The sequence below is a fragment of the Stenotrophomonas sp. YAU14D1_LEIMI4_1 genome (assembly GCF_003086815.1).
Lineage (GTDB): Bacteria > Pseudomonadota > Gammaproteobacteria > Xanthomonadales > Xanthomonadaceae > Stenotrophomonas.
Window position 1 is genome coordinate 3,207,473 of the sequence record NZ_CP025997.1, and the last position, 17,727, is coordinate 3,225,199.

Annotated in this window: 10 protein-coding genes; 3 read left to right on the forward strand and 7 right to left on the reverse strand. The window is 68.9% G+C overall.

Going from position 1 to position 17,727, the window contains the following annotated elements; all coding sequences use genetic code 11:
- Window positions 1-31 precede the first annotated feature (31 nt).
- From tsaB to mrcB, 4 genes are all read right to left on the reverse strand, one after another.
- Window positions 32-745, reverse strand: a complete 714-nt coding sequence (tsaB, locus tag C1932_RS14910) for a tRNA (adenosine(37)-N6)-threonylcarbamoyltransferase complex dimerization subunit type 1 TsaB (RefSeq protein WP_108762686.1) — start codon at window positions 743-745, stop codon at window positions 32-34.
- 9 nt (window positions 746-754) lie between these two features.
- On the reverse strand, window positions 755-2,821 hold the full coding sequence (locus tag C1932_RS14915; protein WP_108762687.1) for an ATP-dependent DNA helicase: 2,067 nt from the start codon (window positions 2,819-2,821) through the stop codon (window positions 755-757).
- Between the two features lie 482 nt (window positions 2,822-3,303).
- Entirely contained in the window at window positions 3,304-3,837 is a 534-nt protein-coding gene (locus C1932_RS14920) for a hypothetical protein (RefSeq protein WP_108762688.1), read from the reverse strand.
- Window positions 3,837-6,275 (reverse strand): penicillin-binding protein 1B, encoded by a 2,439-nt coding sequence (mrcB, locus tag C1932_RS14925; protein WP_108756955.1) that lies wholly within the window; start codon window positions 6,273-6,275, stop codon window positions 3,837-3,839. Before mrcB ends, C1932_RS14920 begins: the two co-directional genes overlap by 1 nt.
- Before the next feature lie 95 nt (window positions 6,276-6,370).
- Between mrcB and C1932_RS14930 the strand changes: the two genes are divergently transcribed.
- A complete protein-coding gene (locus C1932_RS14930; protein WP_108762689.1) occupies window positions 6,371-8,470 on the forward strand; it encodes a glycosyltransferase in 2,100 nt (699 codons plus the stop codon).
- Here C1932_RS14930 and C1932_RS14935 read toward each other — a convergent pair.
- Entirely contained in the window at window positions 8,467-10,032 is a 1,566-nt protein-coding gene (locus C1932_RS14935; protein WP_108762690.1) for a hypothetical protein, read from the reverse strand. The two genes, C1932_RS14930 and C1932_RS14935, sit on opposite strands and share 4 nt — an antisense overlap.
- Window positions 10,033-10,062: 30 nt before the next feature.
- Window positions 10,063-12,219 (reverse strand): bifunctional (p)ppGpp synthetase/guanosine-3',5'-bis(diphosphate) 3'-pyrophosphohydrolase, encoded by a 2,157-nt coding sequence (locus C1932_RS14940; RefSeq protein ID WP_108762691.1) that lies wholly within the window; start codon window positions 12,217-12,219, stop codon window positions 10,063-10,065.
- 132 nt (window positions 12,220-12,351) lie between these two features.
- Here C1932_RS14940 and C1932_RS14945 point away from each other — a divergent pair, with 132 nt between their 5' ends.
- Window positions 12,352-12,891: a hypothetical protein gene (locus C1932_RS14945; RefSeq protein WP_108762692.1), complete on the forward strand. Its 540-nt coding sequence runs from the start codon at window positions 12,352-12,354 to the stop codon at window positions 12,889-12,891.
- Window positions 12,892-12,924: 33 nt separating this feature from the next.
- On the opposite strand, the gene hrpA is transcribed toward C1932_RS14945, so the two are convergent.
- Window positions 12,925-17,007, reverse strand: a complete 4,083-nt coding sequence (gene hrpA / locus C1932_RS14950) for an ATP-dependent RNA helicase HrpA (RefSeq protein ID WP_108762693.1) — start codon at window positions 17,005-17,007, stop codon at window positions 12,925-12,927.
- A gap of 86 nt (window positions 17,008-17,093) precedes the next feature.
- On the opposite strand from hrpA, the gene C1932_RS14955 reads away from it, so the two are divergent.
- Window positions 17,094-17,642 (forward strand): Dps family protein, encoded by a 549-nt coding sequence (locus C1932_RS14955; RefSeq protein ID WP_108753905.1) that lies wholly within the window; start codon window positions 17,094-17,096, stop codon window positions 17,640-17,642.
- Window positions 17,643-17,727: the final 85 nt, after the last annotated feature.

Below are 17,727 nucleotides of genomic sequence, written 5' to 3' on the forward strand. Positions count from 1 at the left end.
TCGACTTTACCGATCCCCCGCCACGAGGGGCTCAGCCGTTGGCTTTCGCCTTCGCCTCGCGGGCGGCCTGCTGCTCGACCAGGGTCAGTGCTACGTTGTCGCGCAGGTACGCCGGTTCAACGCGTTCGGCGGCAATCGCTTCGCCACGCGCGAAGGCGGGTACCGCCAGGGTCAGCACATCGGACGCGCGCGGCAATGCCGTTGCATCGAAGCCACGCAACCCAGCACCCAGCTGCGCCACCAATGCGCCGTCGGCAGCAGCGAAGCCACTGCCTACCCCGTAGGCCCGCAGCCCATCCGGCAGCGTCACAGCCGCTGGCGCGCACACGCGCTCGGCATCGCAGGCCACCGGCAGGCCATCCACGCGCTCGAAGCGTGCGGCGTACACCTCGCCCATCCGTGCATCGATCACCGACAGAATCTGCGCTTCCTCGGCCGGTGCACGCAGCGCCAGCACCTGCAGCGTCGACACCGGCAGCAACGGGCGGTCCAGCGCCAGCGCAATGCCCTGCGCAATGGCGATGGCCAGGCGCACACCGGTGAAGGCGCCGGGGCCGCGACTGAGCGCAATGCCATCCAGCTGGCGGCGGCTGATGCCCGCCTCGGCCAACAGTGCCTCGGCCCAGGGCAGGCTCAGCTCGGCATGCCGGCGCGGGGCGATCTCGAAGCGTTCCAGCACCTGCCCGTCCACATGCAGGGCAACGGAACAGGCTTCGGTGGCGGTTTCAAAGGCGAGCAGTTTCATCGGGTCAGGTCAGAACAAGGGGAACGTGGCACCGGGGGCCGGCAGTGGGCCCGCAGCAGGCTCGGGCGCCGCAGCGGCCGGCGCCGGCGGGGCAGCGTCCCCGGCCACGGGCGTCCATTGTGGCGCAAAGAAGGCCTGGACATCGGCCAGCGCGCGGGTCTGCCGGAACGGCGGCAGCGAAGACAGGAACACCCGGCCGTAGCCCCGGTTCAGCAGGCGCGGGTCGCACAGCACCAGCACGCCGCGATCGGTCTCGCTGCGGATCAGCCGGCCCACGCCCTGCTTCAGCGCGATCACCGCCTGCGGCAACTGCTCGTCGCGGAACGGATTGCCACCCTGGCTGCGGATCGCTTCCAGGCGGGCCTCGTACACCGGGTCATCGGGGGCGGCGAAGGGGAGCTTGTCGATCACCACCACGCTCAGCGCCTCGCCCACCACATCCACGCCTTCGCGGAAACTGGCCGAGCCCAGCAGCACGCCGTTGCCCGATTCGCGGAAGCGCTGCAGCAGGGTCGCACGCGGTGCCTCGCCCTGCACGAACAAGGGCCACGGCCCATCGCGCAGCGCTTCGGCGGCTTCACGCAACGCGCGGTGCGAAGCAAACAGCAGGAACGCCCTGCCCTGCGAAGCGCGCAGCACCGGCTGCAGGGCCTGGATCAAGGCGGTACCAAAGCCCCGCGCGGCCGGATCGGGCAGGCCCTCGGGCAGGTAGCACAGTGCCTGCTCGGGCCAGTTGAACGGACTGGGCTGGACCAGCGTATGCGGATCATCCAGCCCCAGCCGCGTGGCGATATGGTCGAATCCCCCGCCCACGGTCAGCGTGGCCGAGGTGAAGATCCATGCGGCGCGGCTGCGCTCGCGGTGCTCGCGCAACGGACCGGACACATCCATCGGCGTGCGCTGGCAGCGGAAGCCGCGCGGGGTCAGCTCATACCAGAGCACATCGGCCGCCGCCGGTGCATCGTTCGGATCGGCATCGAAATCGAGCACCGGCTCGTCCTCGCCCAGCCAGCGCGCAAGACGCGAAACCGCTTCACGTGCCCGTGCATGGCAGGCATCCAGGCCCGCCGCGGCATCGCGCAACGGCTGCAGCGTCTGCTCCAGGGCCACCAGGCAGCGCATCACGGTGTCGAAGCCGTCGCGCACCTGCGGCATCGCCAGCGCGCGCCACTGCGTGCCCCGTTGCGGCAACCCTTCCATGGCCAGGCGCAGGGCCAGCAGTGCCTGCTGCAACTGATCGACGCCGTCCTGCAGGCTGGCCTGCGCCCCGCCCACACCGCGCGCTTCGGCCAGACAGTCGCGCCCCAGCTCCTGCCAAGGGCGCATGCCGAAGCCTTCGCCGAAGAACTGCGCAGCCAGTTCAGGCAACTGATGGGCCTCATCAATGACGAAGGCCTGCGCCCCCGGCAGCAGCTCGCCAAAACCATCCTGCTTCAGGGCCAGGTCGGCCAGCAGCAGATGATGGTTGACCACCACTACATCGGCAGCCTGCGCGCGTTGCCGTGCACGCACCACGAAACAGTCATCCCAGAACGGGCAGTCGGTGCCCAAGCAGTTGTCCACGGTGGAGGTGACCATGGGCAACAGCGGTGAATCGTCGGCCAGGCCATCCAGCTCGGCGATATCGCCAAATTCCGAGCGACCGGACCAGGCCAGGATGCGCTGGAACTGCGCGGCCTGTTCCGGGCTGGAAAAGCGCGGCTCGCCGCGCGCCTGCTGCAGGCGGTAGCGGCACAGATAATTGGCGCGGCCCTTCAGCAGTGCACTGCGCAGACCCACGCCCAGCGCCTGGCGCACGCGCGGCAGATCGCGATGGTAGAGCTGGTCCTGCAGCGCGCGGGTGCCGGTGGAAATGATGGTGCGCAGCCCGGACAGCAACACAGGTACCAGATAGGCGAAGGTCTTGCCGGTGCCGGTACCCGCCTCGGCCAGCAGCAGATCGCGCTGCTGCAGCGCATCGGCGATGGCCTCGGTCAGGCGCAGCTGCGCAGGGCGCGGCACGAACGCATCCAGGTGCGAGGCGAGCGCGCCGCCGTCGCTGAGGGCCTCGCGGCTGGCGTGGACAAGGTCGGACATCAGAGGGAAAGGATACCGGGCCGGGCGCTGCCCGGCACCCGTTTCAAGCCAAAGCCAAAGCCAAAGCGTTGTTCATGGCTCAGGGTTGCTGCGTGCTGGGTGGGGCGGACGGACATGCTTCGTAGAGTCGAGCTTGCTCGACTGGATCCAGAAGCGGTGTGAGTAACCGAAAAGAAGGGGTCGGAGCCGTTTTCCTGCGGAAAACGGATCCGACCCCCTGGCGAGTGCGCGCAGCGCGCGACCCGCTTTTGACTTTCTTTTTCTTTTCCGTGGCTGGACGCACACGGGAACTGTCAGAGGCCGGGCGGGTGGGTTGCGCAGGGGCGCAGGCGCCATGGATGGCGCCTACGAGCTTACAGGGACGTACTTGCAGCGTCCCCTGCGCAACCCACCCGCCCGGCCAACCCTCAGCGTCAGTCGACTAACAGTCGACTCTACCGCCCGCCAGCCAGCCACGAGGGGCTGCGCCGTTGGCTGGAAACTCAGTACCGCTTGATCCCCGGCACGGTGCAGCCTTCCAGCTGCGCATGCGCCGATACCGCGTTTTCCTTCTCGCCACGCGCCAGCCGTGCCTGCTCGATGGTCGCCCAGTGGCGCCGGCACAGCGGCCCGGTCTTCGAACCCAGGTCCACCGCCTTGCGCGCGAAGGTCTCTGCCTCGGCCCACTGGCCCTGCAGCAACGCAATCTCGGCTCGCTCCTGCAGCACCGACGGGTCGCCGGCCACGATCTGCAACGCCTGGTCCAGGCTGCCGGCCGCACCGGCCAGATCATTGCCCTGGCGCTGTGCCAACGCCGCCTGGCGCAGGTCTTCCACCTGCGAATCACGCAGCGGCTGCACCGACAGTTCCTTGTCGTCCGGGCCCGCAGCCGCATCCACGGCGGCCAGACGCTGCGCCGGGGTGGTGGTGTCCACCGGCTTGACCACCTGCGGCGCACTGCTCATGCAGGCCGCCAGGGCAAGGCTGAGGGTGGCCACGGCCATCGGCGCATACAGGGTTCGAAGGTTCATCGGCATCACCGGCTGGGGGAAGGGGTCGTGGCGGCCGGGGCAGCGGCCGGTTCGGCGGGCGGATCGGGCTTGCGGTCCAAGCCGAACCAGCTGCGCCAGCCGCCACCTTCGCTTTCGCCGCCCTGCTCTTCGGGCACGCTGGCCGGCGCACAGGGCGCGTAGGCCGGGGCATAGCCCACCACGAACGGGAAACGACGCGCGCCGGGGCAGCCTTCATCGGTGCTGTTGGTACCGGTGGCGGCCACCGGCTGCCAGTCCAGACCCTTGTTGCTGACCTTCAGCGGGGCACTGGGCAGGCGCTGGAAGATGCCCGACCACACCCGCATGGCGCCGGTTGCACCGTACAGGCCGGCCTGCTCGTTCTTGTCGTTGCCCATCCAGATCACCGCCAGGTGGTCGCCGGTGTAACCGGCATACCAGCTGTCGCGGCCATCGTTGGTGGTGCCAGTCTTGCCGGCCGGCTGCAGGCGGCCCAGGCCGTCGGCATTCAGGCGCTGGGCGGTGCCGCTGGCCACCACCTGCTGCAGGCCGATGCTGATCAGGTTGGCGGCAATCGAATCGCCTTCCTGCGCCGGCGCCGGGGTCTTGTCGTAGCGCTTGAGCAGCTTGCCCTGCGGGTCCAGCACGCCACGCACGGCGTGCAGCGGCTGGATCTCGCCGCCCGAGGCCAGGAACTGGTACAGCTGGGCCATGGCGTAGGGGCTCTGGTCGGTCGAGCCCAGGATGACCGCCGGGTTGGCCTCGGCCTTCAGGCCAGCCAGCACGTGGATCAGCTGGGTGACCCGTTCCGGCCCCACCTGCATGCCCACGCGCACCGTGGCCTGGTTGTAGGAATGGGCCAGCGCATCAATCAGGCGCACCGTGCCATGGCTGCGGTTGTCAGCGTTGCCGGGGCTCCAGTTGCGGCCACGGCCCAGCTGCACGGTCACCGGTGAATCATCCACCCAGGTCGCCAGCGAATAGCGGTCCGGCTGGGCCAGCGCCAGCAGATAGACGAACGGCTTCAGCAACGAACCCACCGGACGCTGTGCCTCGATGGCGCGGTTGAAGCCGACCTCGGACACCTCGCGGCTGCCGATCACGGCCAGCACGTCGCCGTTGTGCACGTCGGTCAGCACCATGCCGGCCTGGAGTTCCGGGCGGCGCTTGCTTTCCAGCGACTTGATGGTGCGCGTCACTGCACCCTCGGCATACGCCTGGGCCGACGGTGACATGCCGGTCATCACGCTCAACCCGGCGCCCTGCAGGGCGGCTTCGGGGTAATCGTGGCCCAGCTGGCGGCGCACCAGATCCACGTACGCCGGGAAGCGGTTGGCCGCCACTAGGCCGGGCGTCTTCGGCACGCCCAGCGGCGCCTTCAGCGCACGCTGGTACTCGGCGTCGTCGATCAGCGCCGCCTCGTGCAGCTTGCCCAGCACGAAGTTGCGGCGGTCCAGCGCGCGTTCCGGGTTGCGCCGCGGGTCGTAGTACGACGGCCCCTTCACCAGACCGATCAGCAGCGCCACCTGTTCGGTTTCCAGCGACGACAGATCGCGGCCGAACCAGAATTCCGCACCCGAGGACATGCCATGGATCGCCTGGCTGCCGCGCTGGCCCAGGTACACCTGGTTCAGGTAGGCCTCGAAGATGGTGCGCTTGTCGTAGCGCGCTTCCATGATGAGCGCGTACAGCACTTCATTGAACTTGCGGGTGACGGTCTGTTCCTTGCCGATGCCCAGCAGGCCGCTGCGCGCCAGCTGCTGGGTAAGCGTGGAAGCACCCTGGCGGCTCTGCCCGCCGGAACGGATCGTGACCCACACGGCGCGGGCAATGCCGGAAAGATCGATGCCGTGGTGGCGGTTGAAGTCCTTGTCCTCCACCGCCTGCAGGCCGGTCACCAGCAGGTCGGGCGCTTCATCCATGCGCACCAGGCGCCGCTCTTCCTGCTTCTGCCCGTACAGGGTGGCGATACGCGCCGGGTCCAGGCGCGCGGCCTTCAGCGCCTTGCGGCTGTCGGCGTCGCGCAGCGAGGCGATGCTGCCACCGGACAGGGTCAGTTCCACCCGGCGCGGGGCCACGCGGCCATCCACATCGTTGTAGCCGCGGCTGGAAATGGTGAAGCGACCGCCCTGCACCGCGTAGGTGGCCGGTTCCTTGCCCTGGCCGTCATCGCGGTAAGCCGAGGCCGCCAGTTCGGTCTTCAGGGTGGCCGCGTCCATGGCCTTGCCGGGCACCACGACCAGCGGTCGCGCGTACACCCGCGTGGGAATCTGCCAGCGCAGTTCACCGAAACGCTGGGTCACCTGTTGGTTCAGGTACAGCGTGTACGGAATCAGGAAGCCCAGGCCCAGCGCGAACGCGGCCATGCTCCAGGTGATCAGGCGGCTGCGCCAGGAGGGGCCGTCACCGGTCGGGGTGTCGTCGTCGAGATCGTCGATGTCGTCGGAATCGTAGCGTCGGGGCACGGGAATGCGACAATGTAGGGTCTGGCGAGTCTACCCCAGCCGCTGTGGCTGGCGAATTCCCGCCGATTCCCTGCTTAAGCTGGAGTTGTTACCGGATGGCGATGTCCCTGGCCGAATGGCGCTACCTGCTGAACCGCCTGACCGGCCTGGCGCAGCGCAGTCTGGCCAGTCTGCGTACCCGCGGCTGGCGGGCCACCTGGCAGCGCATCCGCGTGCACACCCAGCGCGCCGTGCCGGCACCGCGTACGCCCCTGTACCTGCCCGCGGCGCAGGCCTTCGCGCCGTTCAGCGTTCCCAGCAGCGATGCCCCGCAGGTCAGCATCGTCATTCCCGTCTACAACCATGTGCAGCACACGCTGGCCTGCCTGCGCGCACTGGCCGCGCACCCACCGGCGGTGCGCTGCGAGATCCTGGTGGTGGATGACGGCAGCAGCGACCAGACCACGCAGTGGATGCCCTGCATCGGCGGCCTGCGCTACGAAGTGCGCGCGCAGAACGGCGGCTTCATCGAAGCCTGCAACGACGGCGTGTCGCGTGCGCGCGGCGACCATGTGGTGCTGCTGAACAACGACACGGTGCCGCAGCCCGGCTGGCTGGACGCTCTGCTGGACACCTTCCACAGCGTGCCCGACGCGGGCCTGGTGGGCAGCCAGCTGCTCTACCCCGACGGCCGCCTGCAGGAATCGGGCGGAGTGATCTTCCGCGACGGCAGTGGCTGGAGCTACGGCCGTTTCGAAGCTGCCGACGATCCGCGCTACGCCAGCCTGCGCGATGTCGACTACTGCTCGGGTGCCGCGCTGATGCTGCCGCGCGCCCTGTGGCAGCAGCTGGGCGGCTTCGATACCCGCTACAAGCCGGCCTACTACGAAGACACCGACCTGGCCTTCCGCGTGCGTGCGCACGGCCTGCGCGTGCTGGTGCAGCCGGCCAGCCGCGTGGTGCATGACGAAGGCACCAGCAATGGCACCGACACCGGCAGCGGGGTGAAGGCCTACCAGGTGCGCAACCAGGGCATTTTTGCCAGCAAGTGGGCCGCTGAACTGGCCACGCACCCGGCGGTGGGCGAGGTGCCCTCGCCGGCCCTGCTGCTGCGCGGTCGCCGCCAGGTGCTGATCCTGGATGAAGAAGTGCCCCGCCCCGAGCGCGATTCCGGCTCGCTGCGGCAGGTGAACCTGATCCGCCTGCTGCTGCAGGGCGGCGCCCACGTGGTGTTCGTGCCGACCCGCCGCGAGCATGCCGGCGTGGCCACCCAAGCCCTGCAGCGGATGGGCGTGGAAGTCTGGTATGCGCCGTTCCTGGACGGCGTGGCCGGCTGGCTGCGTACCCACGGCGCACGTTTCGATGTGGTGATGCTGGTGCGCCACCACGTCGCCAACGCCTGCCTGCCACTGGTCAAGCGCTACGCACCGCAGGCACGCACCGTGTTCGACACGGTCGATCTGCACTACCTGCGCGAACGCCGCGGTGCCGAAGTGGCCGGCGATGCCGGCCTGGTGCGCAATGCCGAGCGCACCCGCGCCAGCGAACTGGCGGTGATGGACCAGTGCGACGTGACGGTGCTGGTCAGCGCCGCCGAGCGCGAGCAGTTGCAGGCCGACGCGCCACAGGTCCAGGTGGAACTGATTTCCAACCTGCACGAAGTCGCGGGTGCCGGCGCGCCCTGGGCCCAGCGCCACGATCTGGTGTTCGTGGGCGGGTTCGGCCATCCGCCAAACCTGGATGCGATGGAATGGTTCATCGGTGACGTTTTTGCCGTTCTGCGCGCGCGGTTGCCGCAGGTGCAGCTGCACGTGATCGGTGCCGGCGCCCCGGACAGCCTGAAGGCGCTGGCGGCCACCCAGCCAGGCGTGCAGATGCACGGCTTCGTGGAAGACATCACCCCGTACATGGACGGTGCGCGCATCGCCATCGCGCCGCTGCGCTTCGGCGCAGGGGTGAAGGGCAAGATCAACCTGAGCATGGCCCATGGCCAGCCCGTGGTCGGCACTACCTGCGCGGTGGAAGGCATGCACCTGCAGGCCGGCCGCGACGTGCTGGTGGCCGACACCGCCGAAGCATTTGCCGACGCCGTCGCGCGCCTGTACCAGGACCCGCAGCTGTGGCAGCAGTTGTCCGATGCGGGGCTGGAGAATGTCGCCCGGCATTTCTCGCTGGATGCCGCACGCACCACCGTGCAGCGCGTGTTCTTCAGCTAGTCCGTCTGGCCACCGGCCTGGCGCAGCCGCTGTTCGAAGGCGGCCAGTTCGGGCAGGTCCGGTTGTAGTCGCCGCACCTGCTCGACCGCGCCGGCGGCGAACTGCACATCGCCGCGCCCCAGGCGTTCGCTGCCGATCGCCAGCCAGCGCTGGGCCAAGCGCACCCGCGCGCCGGGCAAGGCCGATGCGGTGGGCGCCAGGGTCTGCCACGCCTGCAGGCAGGCCCCGGCAGCCTGCACGCGGTTCTGCCGCAGATTGTCATCGAAGCAGCGCTGGCTGGCCGGCAGCAGCCGCGCCGCCGCCGCTTTCACGCGGGGATCGCGCGGCGCCAGTGACTGCGCCTCGCGCAAGGCATCGTAGGCACTGTGCCCTGGCGGGCTGATCCACTGCTGGGCACGTTCAGCGCGTTCGATCCGGGCCAGATGTCCGCGCAGCAGACGCTCGCGCTGCGCACGCCCCTGCCCCGGCTGCTGCAGCGCCTGTTCGGCCTGGCGGGCGCGCTGCACGCGTTGCAGGTCCTGCTGCAGGGCCAGTGGCGAAGCGCCCAGCGCGGTGGCCAGGCCGCGATCATGTTCGGCGGCCTGGAACTGGAAATCTTCGGCATGGCGCTGGCTTCGCAGCAGCAGCGCCTGCAGGGTCTGCTCGCGGCCACGGATCGCCGCGGCATCATCTGCGGTCACCGCCAGCACGGCCAGGAAACCCTCGGCAGCGGCATCCAGCTGCTGCCGCTGCAGCGCACGCTGGGCCTGCCGCAGGCGTTGCTCGGTGGCCTGAGCCAGTGCCTCCTGGGTGGCTGGCAGGTCCGAATGCCCGGGATCGAAACGGCGCGCCCGCTGCACCGTGTCCGACGCGGCGGCCAACGCGCCCTGCCCGGCTTGCACGCGCGCTTCCTGCAACAGATCGCTCAGCGCGTCTTCGCGCCCTTCCAGCGCCGACAGATTGTCCGGCTGCAAGGCCAGCACCCGCTGGAACAGCGGCAGTGCGCTGTTTTCGCCCTCGTCCAGGCGCCCCGCCGCGAAGGCATTGCGGGCCTGCGCCAGCAGCGCGCCGACGCCAGCCCCGGCACGCCGCCGCGCCAGCAGCTGCTGCGCCACGGCATCGGTCTGTGCCTGCGGCACCTGCAGTTCGCGGGCCAGCGCCAGCCGCTGCGCACAGCCGTCCAGATCACCGGCCTGCAGCCGCTCACGGGCCTGCTGCAGCGCGGCCGCACCGGTCTGCGCCAGCCCCTGGCGCGCCAACGGGCGGTCGCCATCGAGTGCCAACACCGCCTGGTAACGTTCGCGTGCGCCGCTGCCGTCGGCCGCTGTCAGGCGCCCGGCAGCCAGCGCGCGGTCGCCCTCGGCCAGCAACTGCTCGATCTGCGAATCATCCCAGAACCAGTCGGCCAAGGGCTTGCGCACCAGCACCAGCAGCAGAAACACCGCCACGGCCGCCAGCAGCGCCCAGCGCCACACCCGGCGTGCATGCCGGGCCTGCAGCCACCACCAGCGCCCCTCGCGACGGACACGGGCCAGCGCCGGGTGCGCCGTGCCGTGTGCGGGGTGCGGGGGCTCGCGTTCCATGCGTGCAGGGTAGCCGGGGCAGCGTGAAGCTCAGCCCAGACGACGCGCCTCGCTCACGCCCGGCAGCGCATCCAGCTTGCCCAGCAGGTTGGACAGCTGGCCATAGTCGGTCACCTTCAGGCGCAGCCGCAGATGCGCGCGGCCGCTGTTGCGCACGTTGTCGCTGTGGATATCCAGCACGTAGGCATCTTCCTGCGCGATCAGGTTGGTGATGTCCTTCAGCAGCCAGCGGCGGTCCACCGCATCAACCACCACGTCCACTTCGTAGCCACCGCCGGCCTGGCCCCATTCCACCGGCAGGATCCGCTGCGGACTGGTCGCGGCCAGTCGGGCCAGCGCCGCGCAGTCGGCGCGGTGCACGGTCACGCCCCGGCTGCGGGTCAGGTAACCGACGATGGGTTCGCCGGCCACCGGCTGGCAGCAGCGCGCCAGCTGCACCAGCAGGTTGCCCACGCCCTGCACGGTGAACTTGGATTTGCCCAGGTTTTCCCGGCGCGCGGTCGGCCGCGGCAGGGCCGGCGCCGGGGCCGGCTGGCTGGCCGCACGTTCGGCTTCCAGCAATGCACGGCTGACCTGGTTGGGCCCGGTGTCGCCCAGCGCCACCTGGATGTACAGATCGTCCACGCTGTCGGCATGGAATTTCTTCGCGGCGCCGGCCAGGTCGGCATGCTGCAGGCCCAGCCGCTTCAGTTCGCGTTCCAGCAGCTCGCGCCCGGCATGCACGTTGCGCGCCCGGTCCAGCTTGTGGAACCAGCTGCGCACCTTTTCGCGCGAACGGTTGCTGGCCAGGAAACCCAGCGCGGGCATCAGCCAGTCGCGGCGCGGGTCGGCCTCCTTGCCGGTGAGGATCTCGACACGGTCACCACTGCGCAGCCGGTAGGTCAGCGGCACGATGCGGCCGTTGACCTTCGCGCCACGGCAGCGGTGCCCCACCATGGTGTGCACCTGGTAGGCGAAATCCAGCGGCGTGGCGCCCTGCGGCAGGTCCAGCACTTCGTCCTTCGGGCTGAGCGCATAGACCCGGTCTTCGGTCAGTTCGGCATCCAGCGCCCCGGCCAGTTCATTGCCCTGGCCATCCTGCGCCTGCTCCAGCAGCTGGCGCATCCAGGTGATCTTGCGGTCGAAGGCCTTTTCCGCACCCTTGCCGCCTTCCTTGTACTTCCAGTGCGCGGCCACGCCCAGTTCGGCCTGGGCGTGCATGTCGTGCGTGCGGATCTGCACTTCGATCGTGCGCCCTTCCGGGCCGACCACGGCGGTATGCAGTGAACGGTAGTCGTTGGCCTTGGGCCGGGCGATGTAATCGTCGAACTCGCTGGGCACCGGCGCCCACAGTGCATGCACCACGCCCAGCGCGGCGTAGCAGGCGGCCACGTCGTTCACCATCACCCGCACCGCGCGGATGTCGTACAGCTGGTCGAAGGCCAGCCGCTTCTTCTGCATCTTCCGCCAGATGCTGTAGATGTGCTTCGGGCGGCCGCTGACTTCGGCCTGCAGGCCCTGCGCCGCCAGTTCGCGCGACAGCACCTTCTTCACGTTTTCCACGTAGCGCTCGCGGGCGATACGGGTCTCGTCCACCTCGCGCGCAATGCGTCGGTAGGTGTCCGGCTCCAAGTGGCGGAACGCCAGGTCTTCCAGTTCCCACTTCAACTGCCAGATGCCGAGCCGGTTGGCCAGCGGCGCATGGATGTCGCGGGTCAGCTGGGCCAGCGCACGGCGCTGCGGTTCGTCCAGCTTGTCAGCCGCGCGCATGCGCGCCAGTTGTCGGGCCAGCAGGATCGGCACCACCCGCAGGTCGCGGATGATGGCCAGCAGCAGGCGGCGCAGGCCTTCGCTGTTGCGGCCCGCTTCGCGACCGGCGTGCAGCGCCCACACCGGATCGGCCGCGTCCTGGCCGTCCAGCAGCCCGGCCACAGCCGTGGCATGGTTGCCCAGCGGCAACGCGTCCAGGTGCTCGCGCAGGGCCGGCAGATCGAACAACAGCGCGGCCAGCACTACGCTTTCATCCGAAGTGAGCATGGCCAGCGCATCCAGGGTGTCACCCAGCACCGACCAGTTGGCGCGCATGGACGGCTCTGCATCCACGCCCGGCCACCGCTCGCGCAGGGCTTGGCGCAGCGGGTCCGGCAGCACCGCTGCAGAGGGACGGTTCAACAAGGCATCCAGGCCGGGGACAGAAGCGCGGTTCACAGCATCGAACGTTGGACAATGAGGCCTCTACACTAGCGCCAGCACCGTTCAGGAACAATCGCCGCGCTGCGCATGACCGGGCATGAACACATGCCGTTACACTCGCGGTCATCCAAAACGAGAGTCCCGCCCATGGTTTCCCGCCCTCTTCCCCGTGCACGGCTGCGCCTGTGGGCCGGCGCTGCGCTGCTGCTGTCCCTGTCCACCCCTGCGCTGGCCCAGCGCGTGGTGGAAGGCGATCTGCAGCAGCAGATGAGCCCGGCCGAGTTCCAGGCCGCTGGCCTGGACAAACTGTCCGCCACCGAACTGGCGTCGCTGAACCGCTGGCTGCAGGGCAAGGTGGAAGCGGCCACCACCCAGGCCGTGGCCGCCGTGCGCGAAGAGGCCCGCGAAGAAGGCCGCCAGGAAGTGATCGTGAAGAACCGTGGGTTCTTTGATTTCGGCAGCAACGAGCCGATCAAGGCCACCCTGCAGGGCGAGTTCCGTGGCTTCGGCCAGGGCCGGGTCTACGCACTGGACAACGGCCAGCAGTGGGAACAGATCGACGCCAGCACCGTAAGCGGCGTGCGCAAGCAGAACCCGGGTGTCAGCATCAGCCCGGGCGTGATGGGCGTGTGGTACATGAAGGTCGACGGCGTGAACACCCAGCCCAAGGTGCGCCGTATCAAGTAAGGGCAGCGCCGGGCCTGGCCCGGCGCTATCCGATTACAGCTGGCGCAGTGCGGTTACCCGCTGCGCCAGCTTCTTGGCTGAAATGCCGGTGCGTGCGCCCAGCTCCTGGGCGAACAGAGAAACACGTAGCTCTTCCAGATCCCAGCGCAGGGCCTGCCATTGGGGGCGCTCGCGTAGTCCCTGCTCCTCGCCGGTGCGCAACGCCTCCAGGAACGGATGCAGTTCCAGCATGCGTGCCTGGTCGCGCGGCGGATCGCGCTTGGCGCGTTCGGTACGCAGGATCATCGCCTTCAGGTAACGCGGGTACTGGGCCAACGCATCGGCCGGCGTATCGCGCAGGAAACCGGGGTGGATCAGGCCCACCAACTGCGCTTCCATGTCATCCAGGTTGCCGCGCGCCCAGCCCATCAGCGGCGCCTCCAGCAGCGGCTTCAGTTCGCCCACCAGGCCCAGGATGGTCTCGGCCAGTTTCAGCCGCTGCATCGCCTCGCCGAACAGCGCCTTGGCCACCTGTTCTCGTCGCTGCTCGAAGGCGCCTGCATCGCGGATGTCACCCAGACCGTCGGCCAACACCGCGTTCATCGCCGCATCCACCAGATCGCCACGCAGGCGTTCCTGCGATTCAATGGCGGCGTACAGCAGGCCGGTCTTGGCGCCCACCGGCAACTGCTTGCGGGCCTGCTTCACCTTGTCCGACAGGGCAATTTCCAGCAAGCGGCGCACGCCCAGCGGATGCGCTTCCTCGGCCTGCTGGCGGTCGGCGAAGATGCGCAGCGCCACGCTGTCCCCTTCATCCAGCAGCGCCGGGTAGGCGGGCACGCCGGCTTCACCAGGCACCTGCAGCGGGATCGGCGTGGGCGGGAAGCTGCGCAGGCCGTCGGCCGCCATCTCGCGCCCGGCGCGTGCAGCGAACGCGTCGCCGGCACGGCCGCCGAACTTCGCGCGCAGCGCGTCCAGGTCGCGCGAACTGGCCAGTACCTTGCCCTGCTCATCGCGCAGCCGCAGGTTCATGTGCAGGTGCGGCTCGATCGAGGCGGGCTCGAAATCGGTGGCTGCCACCTGCGCGCCAGTGGCACGCGACAGGAAACGCGCCAGCTCACCGGTGATCGCATCGGCGCTGGGCTGCGGGAAGGCTTCGAAGAATGCCCGGGCGAAGTCCGGTGCGGGCACGTAGTTGCGGCGCATGGCCTTGGGCAGGCTGCGGATCAGCGCGGCGGCCTTGTCGGCCACGAAGCCCGGCGCCAGCCAGCCCAGCTGCACCGGGTCCAGCGCGTTCAACAGGTGCAACGGCACGTCCAGGGTTACGCCGTCGTCGTCGCTGCCCGGCTCGAAGCGGTAGTGCAGCGGCAGACGCGCCTGGCCCAGCGCCAGATACTTCGGGTAGCGCTCCTGTTCGCTGCCTTCGCCGGGCAACAGGTCGACCAGCGACCAGTGCAGGCCCTTGCGCTGTTCCGGCGGCAGGGTTTTCCACCACGCATCCAGGCCGGATGCCGAATGGATCTGCGGCGGCACGCGGTCCAGGTACCAGCGCGCCTGCCAGTCCTCGTCTGCCACGATGCCGGCGCGGCGCAGCTTGGCCTCTTCCTCGCGCGCCTGTTCCAGCACCTTGTGGTTGTCGGCAACGAAACTGGCGCGGGTGTTGATTTCGCCGGTCACCAGCGCTTGGCGCACGAAGATGTCATGCGCCTCGCCCGGTTCGATGCGGCCGTAGTGCACCGGCTTCTTCGGTGCCAGCACCAGGCCGAACAGGCTGATCTGTTCCGAGGCCAGCACCTGGCCCTGCGCACGCGACCAGTGCGGGTCGAAGTGCTTGCGCAGCAGCAGGTGCGGCAGCTCGGCAATCACCCAGTCCGGCTCGATGGCCGCCAGGGTCATGCCCCAGACCTTCTGCGTGTCCAGCAGGTTGGCCGCCAGCAGCCACGGCGGCGGGCGCTTGGACAGCGCCGAACCCGGGAACGGCAGGAAGCGGCGCTGGCGCGGCGCCTGGAAATCGCCCTTGTCGGTACGGTGGCCCACCTGCGTCGGCAGGCCCGCAATCAATGCACGGTGCAGGGTCTGGTAGGCACTGGCGCGTACGCGCTCGCTGAAGCCACCACCGGCAGGCACTTCATCCTTCTGCGCACGCGCCGCCACCGGTGCCGGCGCGGCTTCGGTCTTGCCCTCGCGGGCCAGGCGCGCAGCGCGGTGCAACTGGCCACGGGTGGCCTTCACTGCAGCCGCGTCGTCACGCGCTGGGGCCGGCGCACTGCTGCCGGCCAGCAGCGGTGCCATCGCCGCATCGCTGGCTTCTTCCTTCCAGCCCAGCTCTTCGCACAACAAGCGCAGCTGGCGGTGCAGCTCGCGCCATTCGCGCATGCGCAGGAAGCCCAGGAAATGGCGGCCGCACCAGTCGCGCAGTTTCGATTGGGTCAGGTCTTCGTGGGCCGTGCGATAGCCATCCCACAGGCGCAGCACGCCCACGAATTCAGAGCGCCCATCGGCGAACTGCGCATGCGCGCTGTCAGCCGCACCGCGCGCTTCGGGCGGGCGTTCGCGCGGGTCCTGGATGCCCAGGAACGAGGCGATCACCAGCATCGGCCGCAGGCAACCTGCCGCCTGCGCGGCCACCAGCATGCGCGCCAGCTTCACGTCCACCGGCAGGCGTGCCATCTGCTTGCCGATGGTGGTCATGCGCCGCTCGGCATCGATCGCGCCCAGTTCGGTCAGCTGCTGCCAACCATCGGCCACCGCGCGCTCGTCCGGCGCTTCCAGGAACGGGAAGTCCTCGATGCGGCCCAGGCCCAGCTGCAGCATGCGCAGGATCACCCCGGCCAGGCTGGAGCGGCGGATTTCCGGATCGGTGAACTCCGGCCGTGCCTGGAAATCGGCTTCGGCATACAGGCGGTAGCAGATGCCCTCGGCAATTCGACCGCAACGGCCCTTGCGCTGGTTGGCACTGGCCTGCGAGATCGGCTCGATATGCAGGCGGTCCAGCTTGTTGCGCGGGCTGTAGCGCTTGACGCGGGCGAAGCCCGGATCGACCACGTAGCGGATGCGCGGCACCGTCAGCGAGGTCTCGGCCACGTTGGTGGCCAGCACGATGCGCCGGTTCGGGCCGGGGTTGAACACCCGGTCCTGGTCCTGGTTGGACAGCCGCGCGTACAGCGGCAGCACCTCGGTGTTGCGGTACTTGCGGCGCTCCAGCGACTGGTGCGCATCGCGGATCTCACGTTCGCCGGGCAGGAAGATCAGCACGTCGCCACGCGCATCCAGGCGGGTGATCTCATCGATGGCCGACACGATGGCGTCGTTCACCGTGCGCTCGCCCTCCTGCTCGCCCTCGCCTTCCAGCGCGCGGTAGCGCACTTCCACCGGGAAGGTGCGCCCTTCCACGCTGATCACCGGCGCATTGTCGAAATGCTGGGCGAAGCGTTCGGTGTCGATGGTGGCCGAGGTGACGATCAGCTTCAGGTCCGGGCGCTTGCGCAGCAGCTGCTTCAGGTAGCCCAGCAGGAAGTCGATGTTGAGGCTGCGTTCGTGCGCCTCGTCCACGATGATCGTGTCGTAGTTCGACAGCCAGCGGTCGCTGGCGATCTCCGCCAGCAGAATGCCGTCGGTCATGAACTTGATGCGGCTGTCTTCGCTGACCTTGTCGTTGAAGCGCACCTGGTAGCCGACCAGCTGACCCAGTTCGCTGTGCAGTTCCTGCGCCACGCGGCTGGCCACCGCACGTGCGGCAATCCGTCGCGGCTGGGTGCAGCCGATCATGCCGGCCTGGCCACGGCCAGCAGCCAGGCACAACTTCGGCAGCTGGGTGGTCTTGCCCGAACCGGTTTCGCCTGCGATCACCACCACCTGGTGGTCGCGGATCAGGCCGATGATCGCCTCGACTTCACGCGCAATCGGCAGCTGCGGGTCCAGAGTAATGGATGGCTGCTGCTGCGCCCGTTGCTGGCGGCGCTGCACCGATGCCTGCAGGGCCTGCTCGAACGTGACGGCCAGGCCCGCATCTTCGGGCTTGGCCTGGCAACGCGACAGCATGCCCAGCAGACGGCCCCGGTCGCGGCTCATGGCGCCATCGATGGCGGCGCGCTGTTGGCGCAGGCGGGGCGGCGGATTTTTATTGATAGCGTTCATCAATCGGTTCGTTCAAAACTTTGAAAGCGACCAGTCATCACGACTGATTTACTGTGAAGGCCTACGATTCCACAAGGAGGAACCCCATGGCGAAGACCAAGAGCACGACCAAGCCCAAGACCGGCAAGCAGAAGCTTGCGGCGGCGGCGCCGTCGGCACCCAACATCGATATCGGGATCACCCAGGGCAACCGCAAGAAGATCGCCGACGGTCTGTCGCGGTTCCAGGCCGATGCGTTCACGCTCTACCTGAAGACCCACAACTTCCACTGGAACGTGACCGGGTCGATGTTCAATTCGCTGCACACCATGTTCGAGACCCAGTACACCGAGCAATGGGCGGCTCTGGACGATGTGGCCGAGCGCATCCGCGCCCTGGGGTTCAATGCCCCGGGCTCCTACCGGGAATTCGCTGCGCTGACCTCGATTGCCGAGGAGCCGGGCCTGACCGACAGCGCGGACTGGCGTGAAATGGTACGCCAGTTGGTGGTCGCCAACGAAGCGGTGTGCCGTACGGCGCGTGAAGTGCTGGACGTGGCCGACGATGCCGACGACGCCCCGACCGAAGATCTGATGACCCAGCGCCTGCAGACCCACGAGAAATACGCCTGGATGCTGCGCTCCCTGCTCCAGTAAGGGTTTGGGGGTTTTTCGGCAGGGCTTGCAGCCCTGCCCCCCCCCCCTGTAGCCATGCTCGACTGAAGCAACGTCGAAGGCGGGT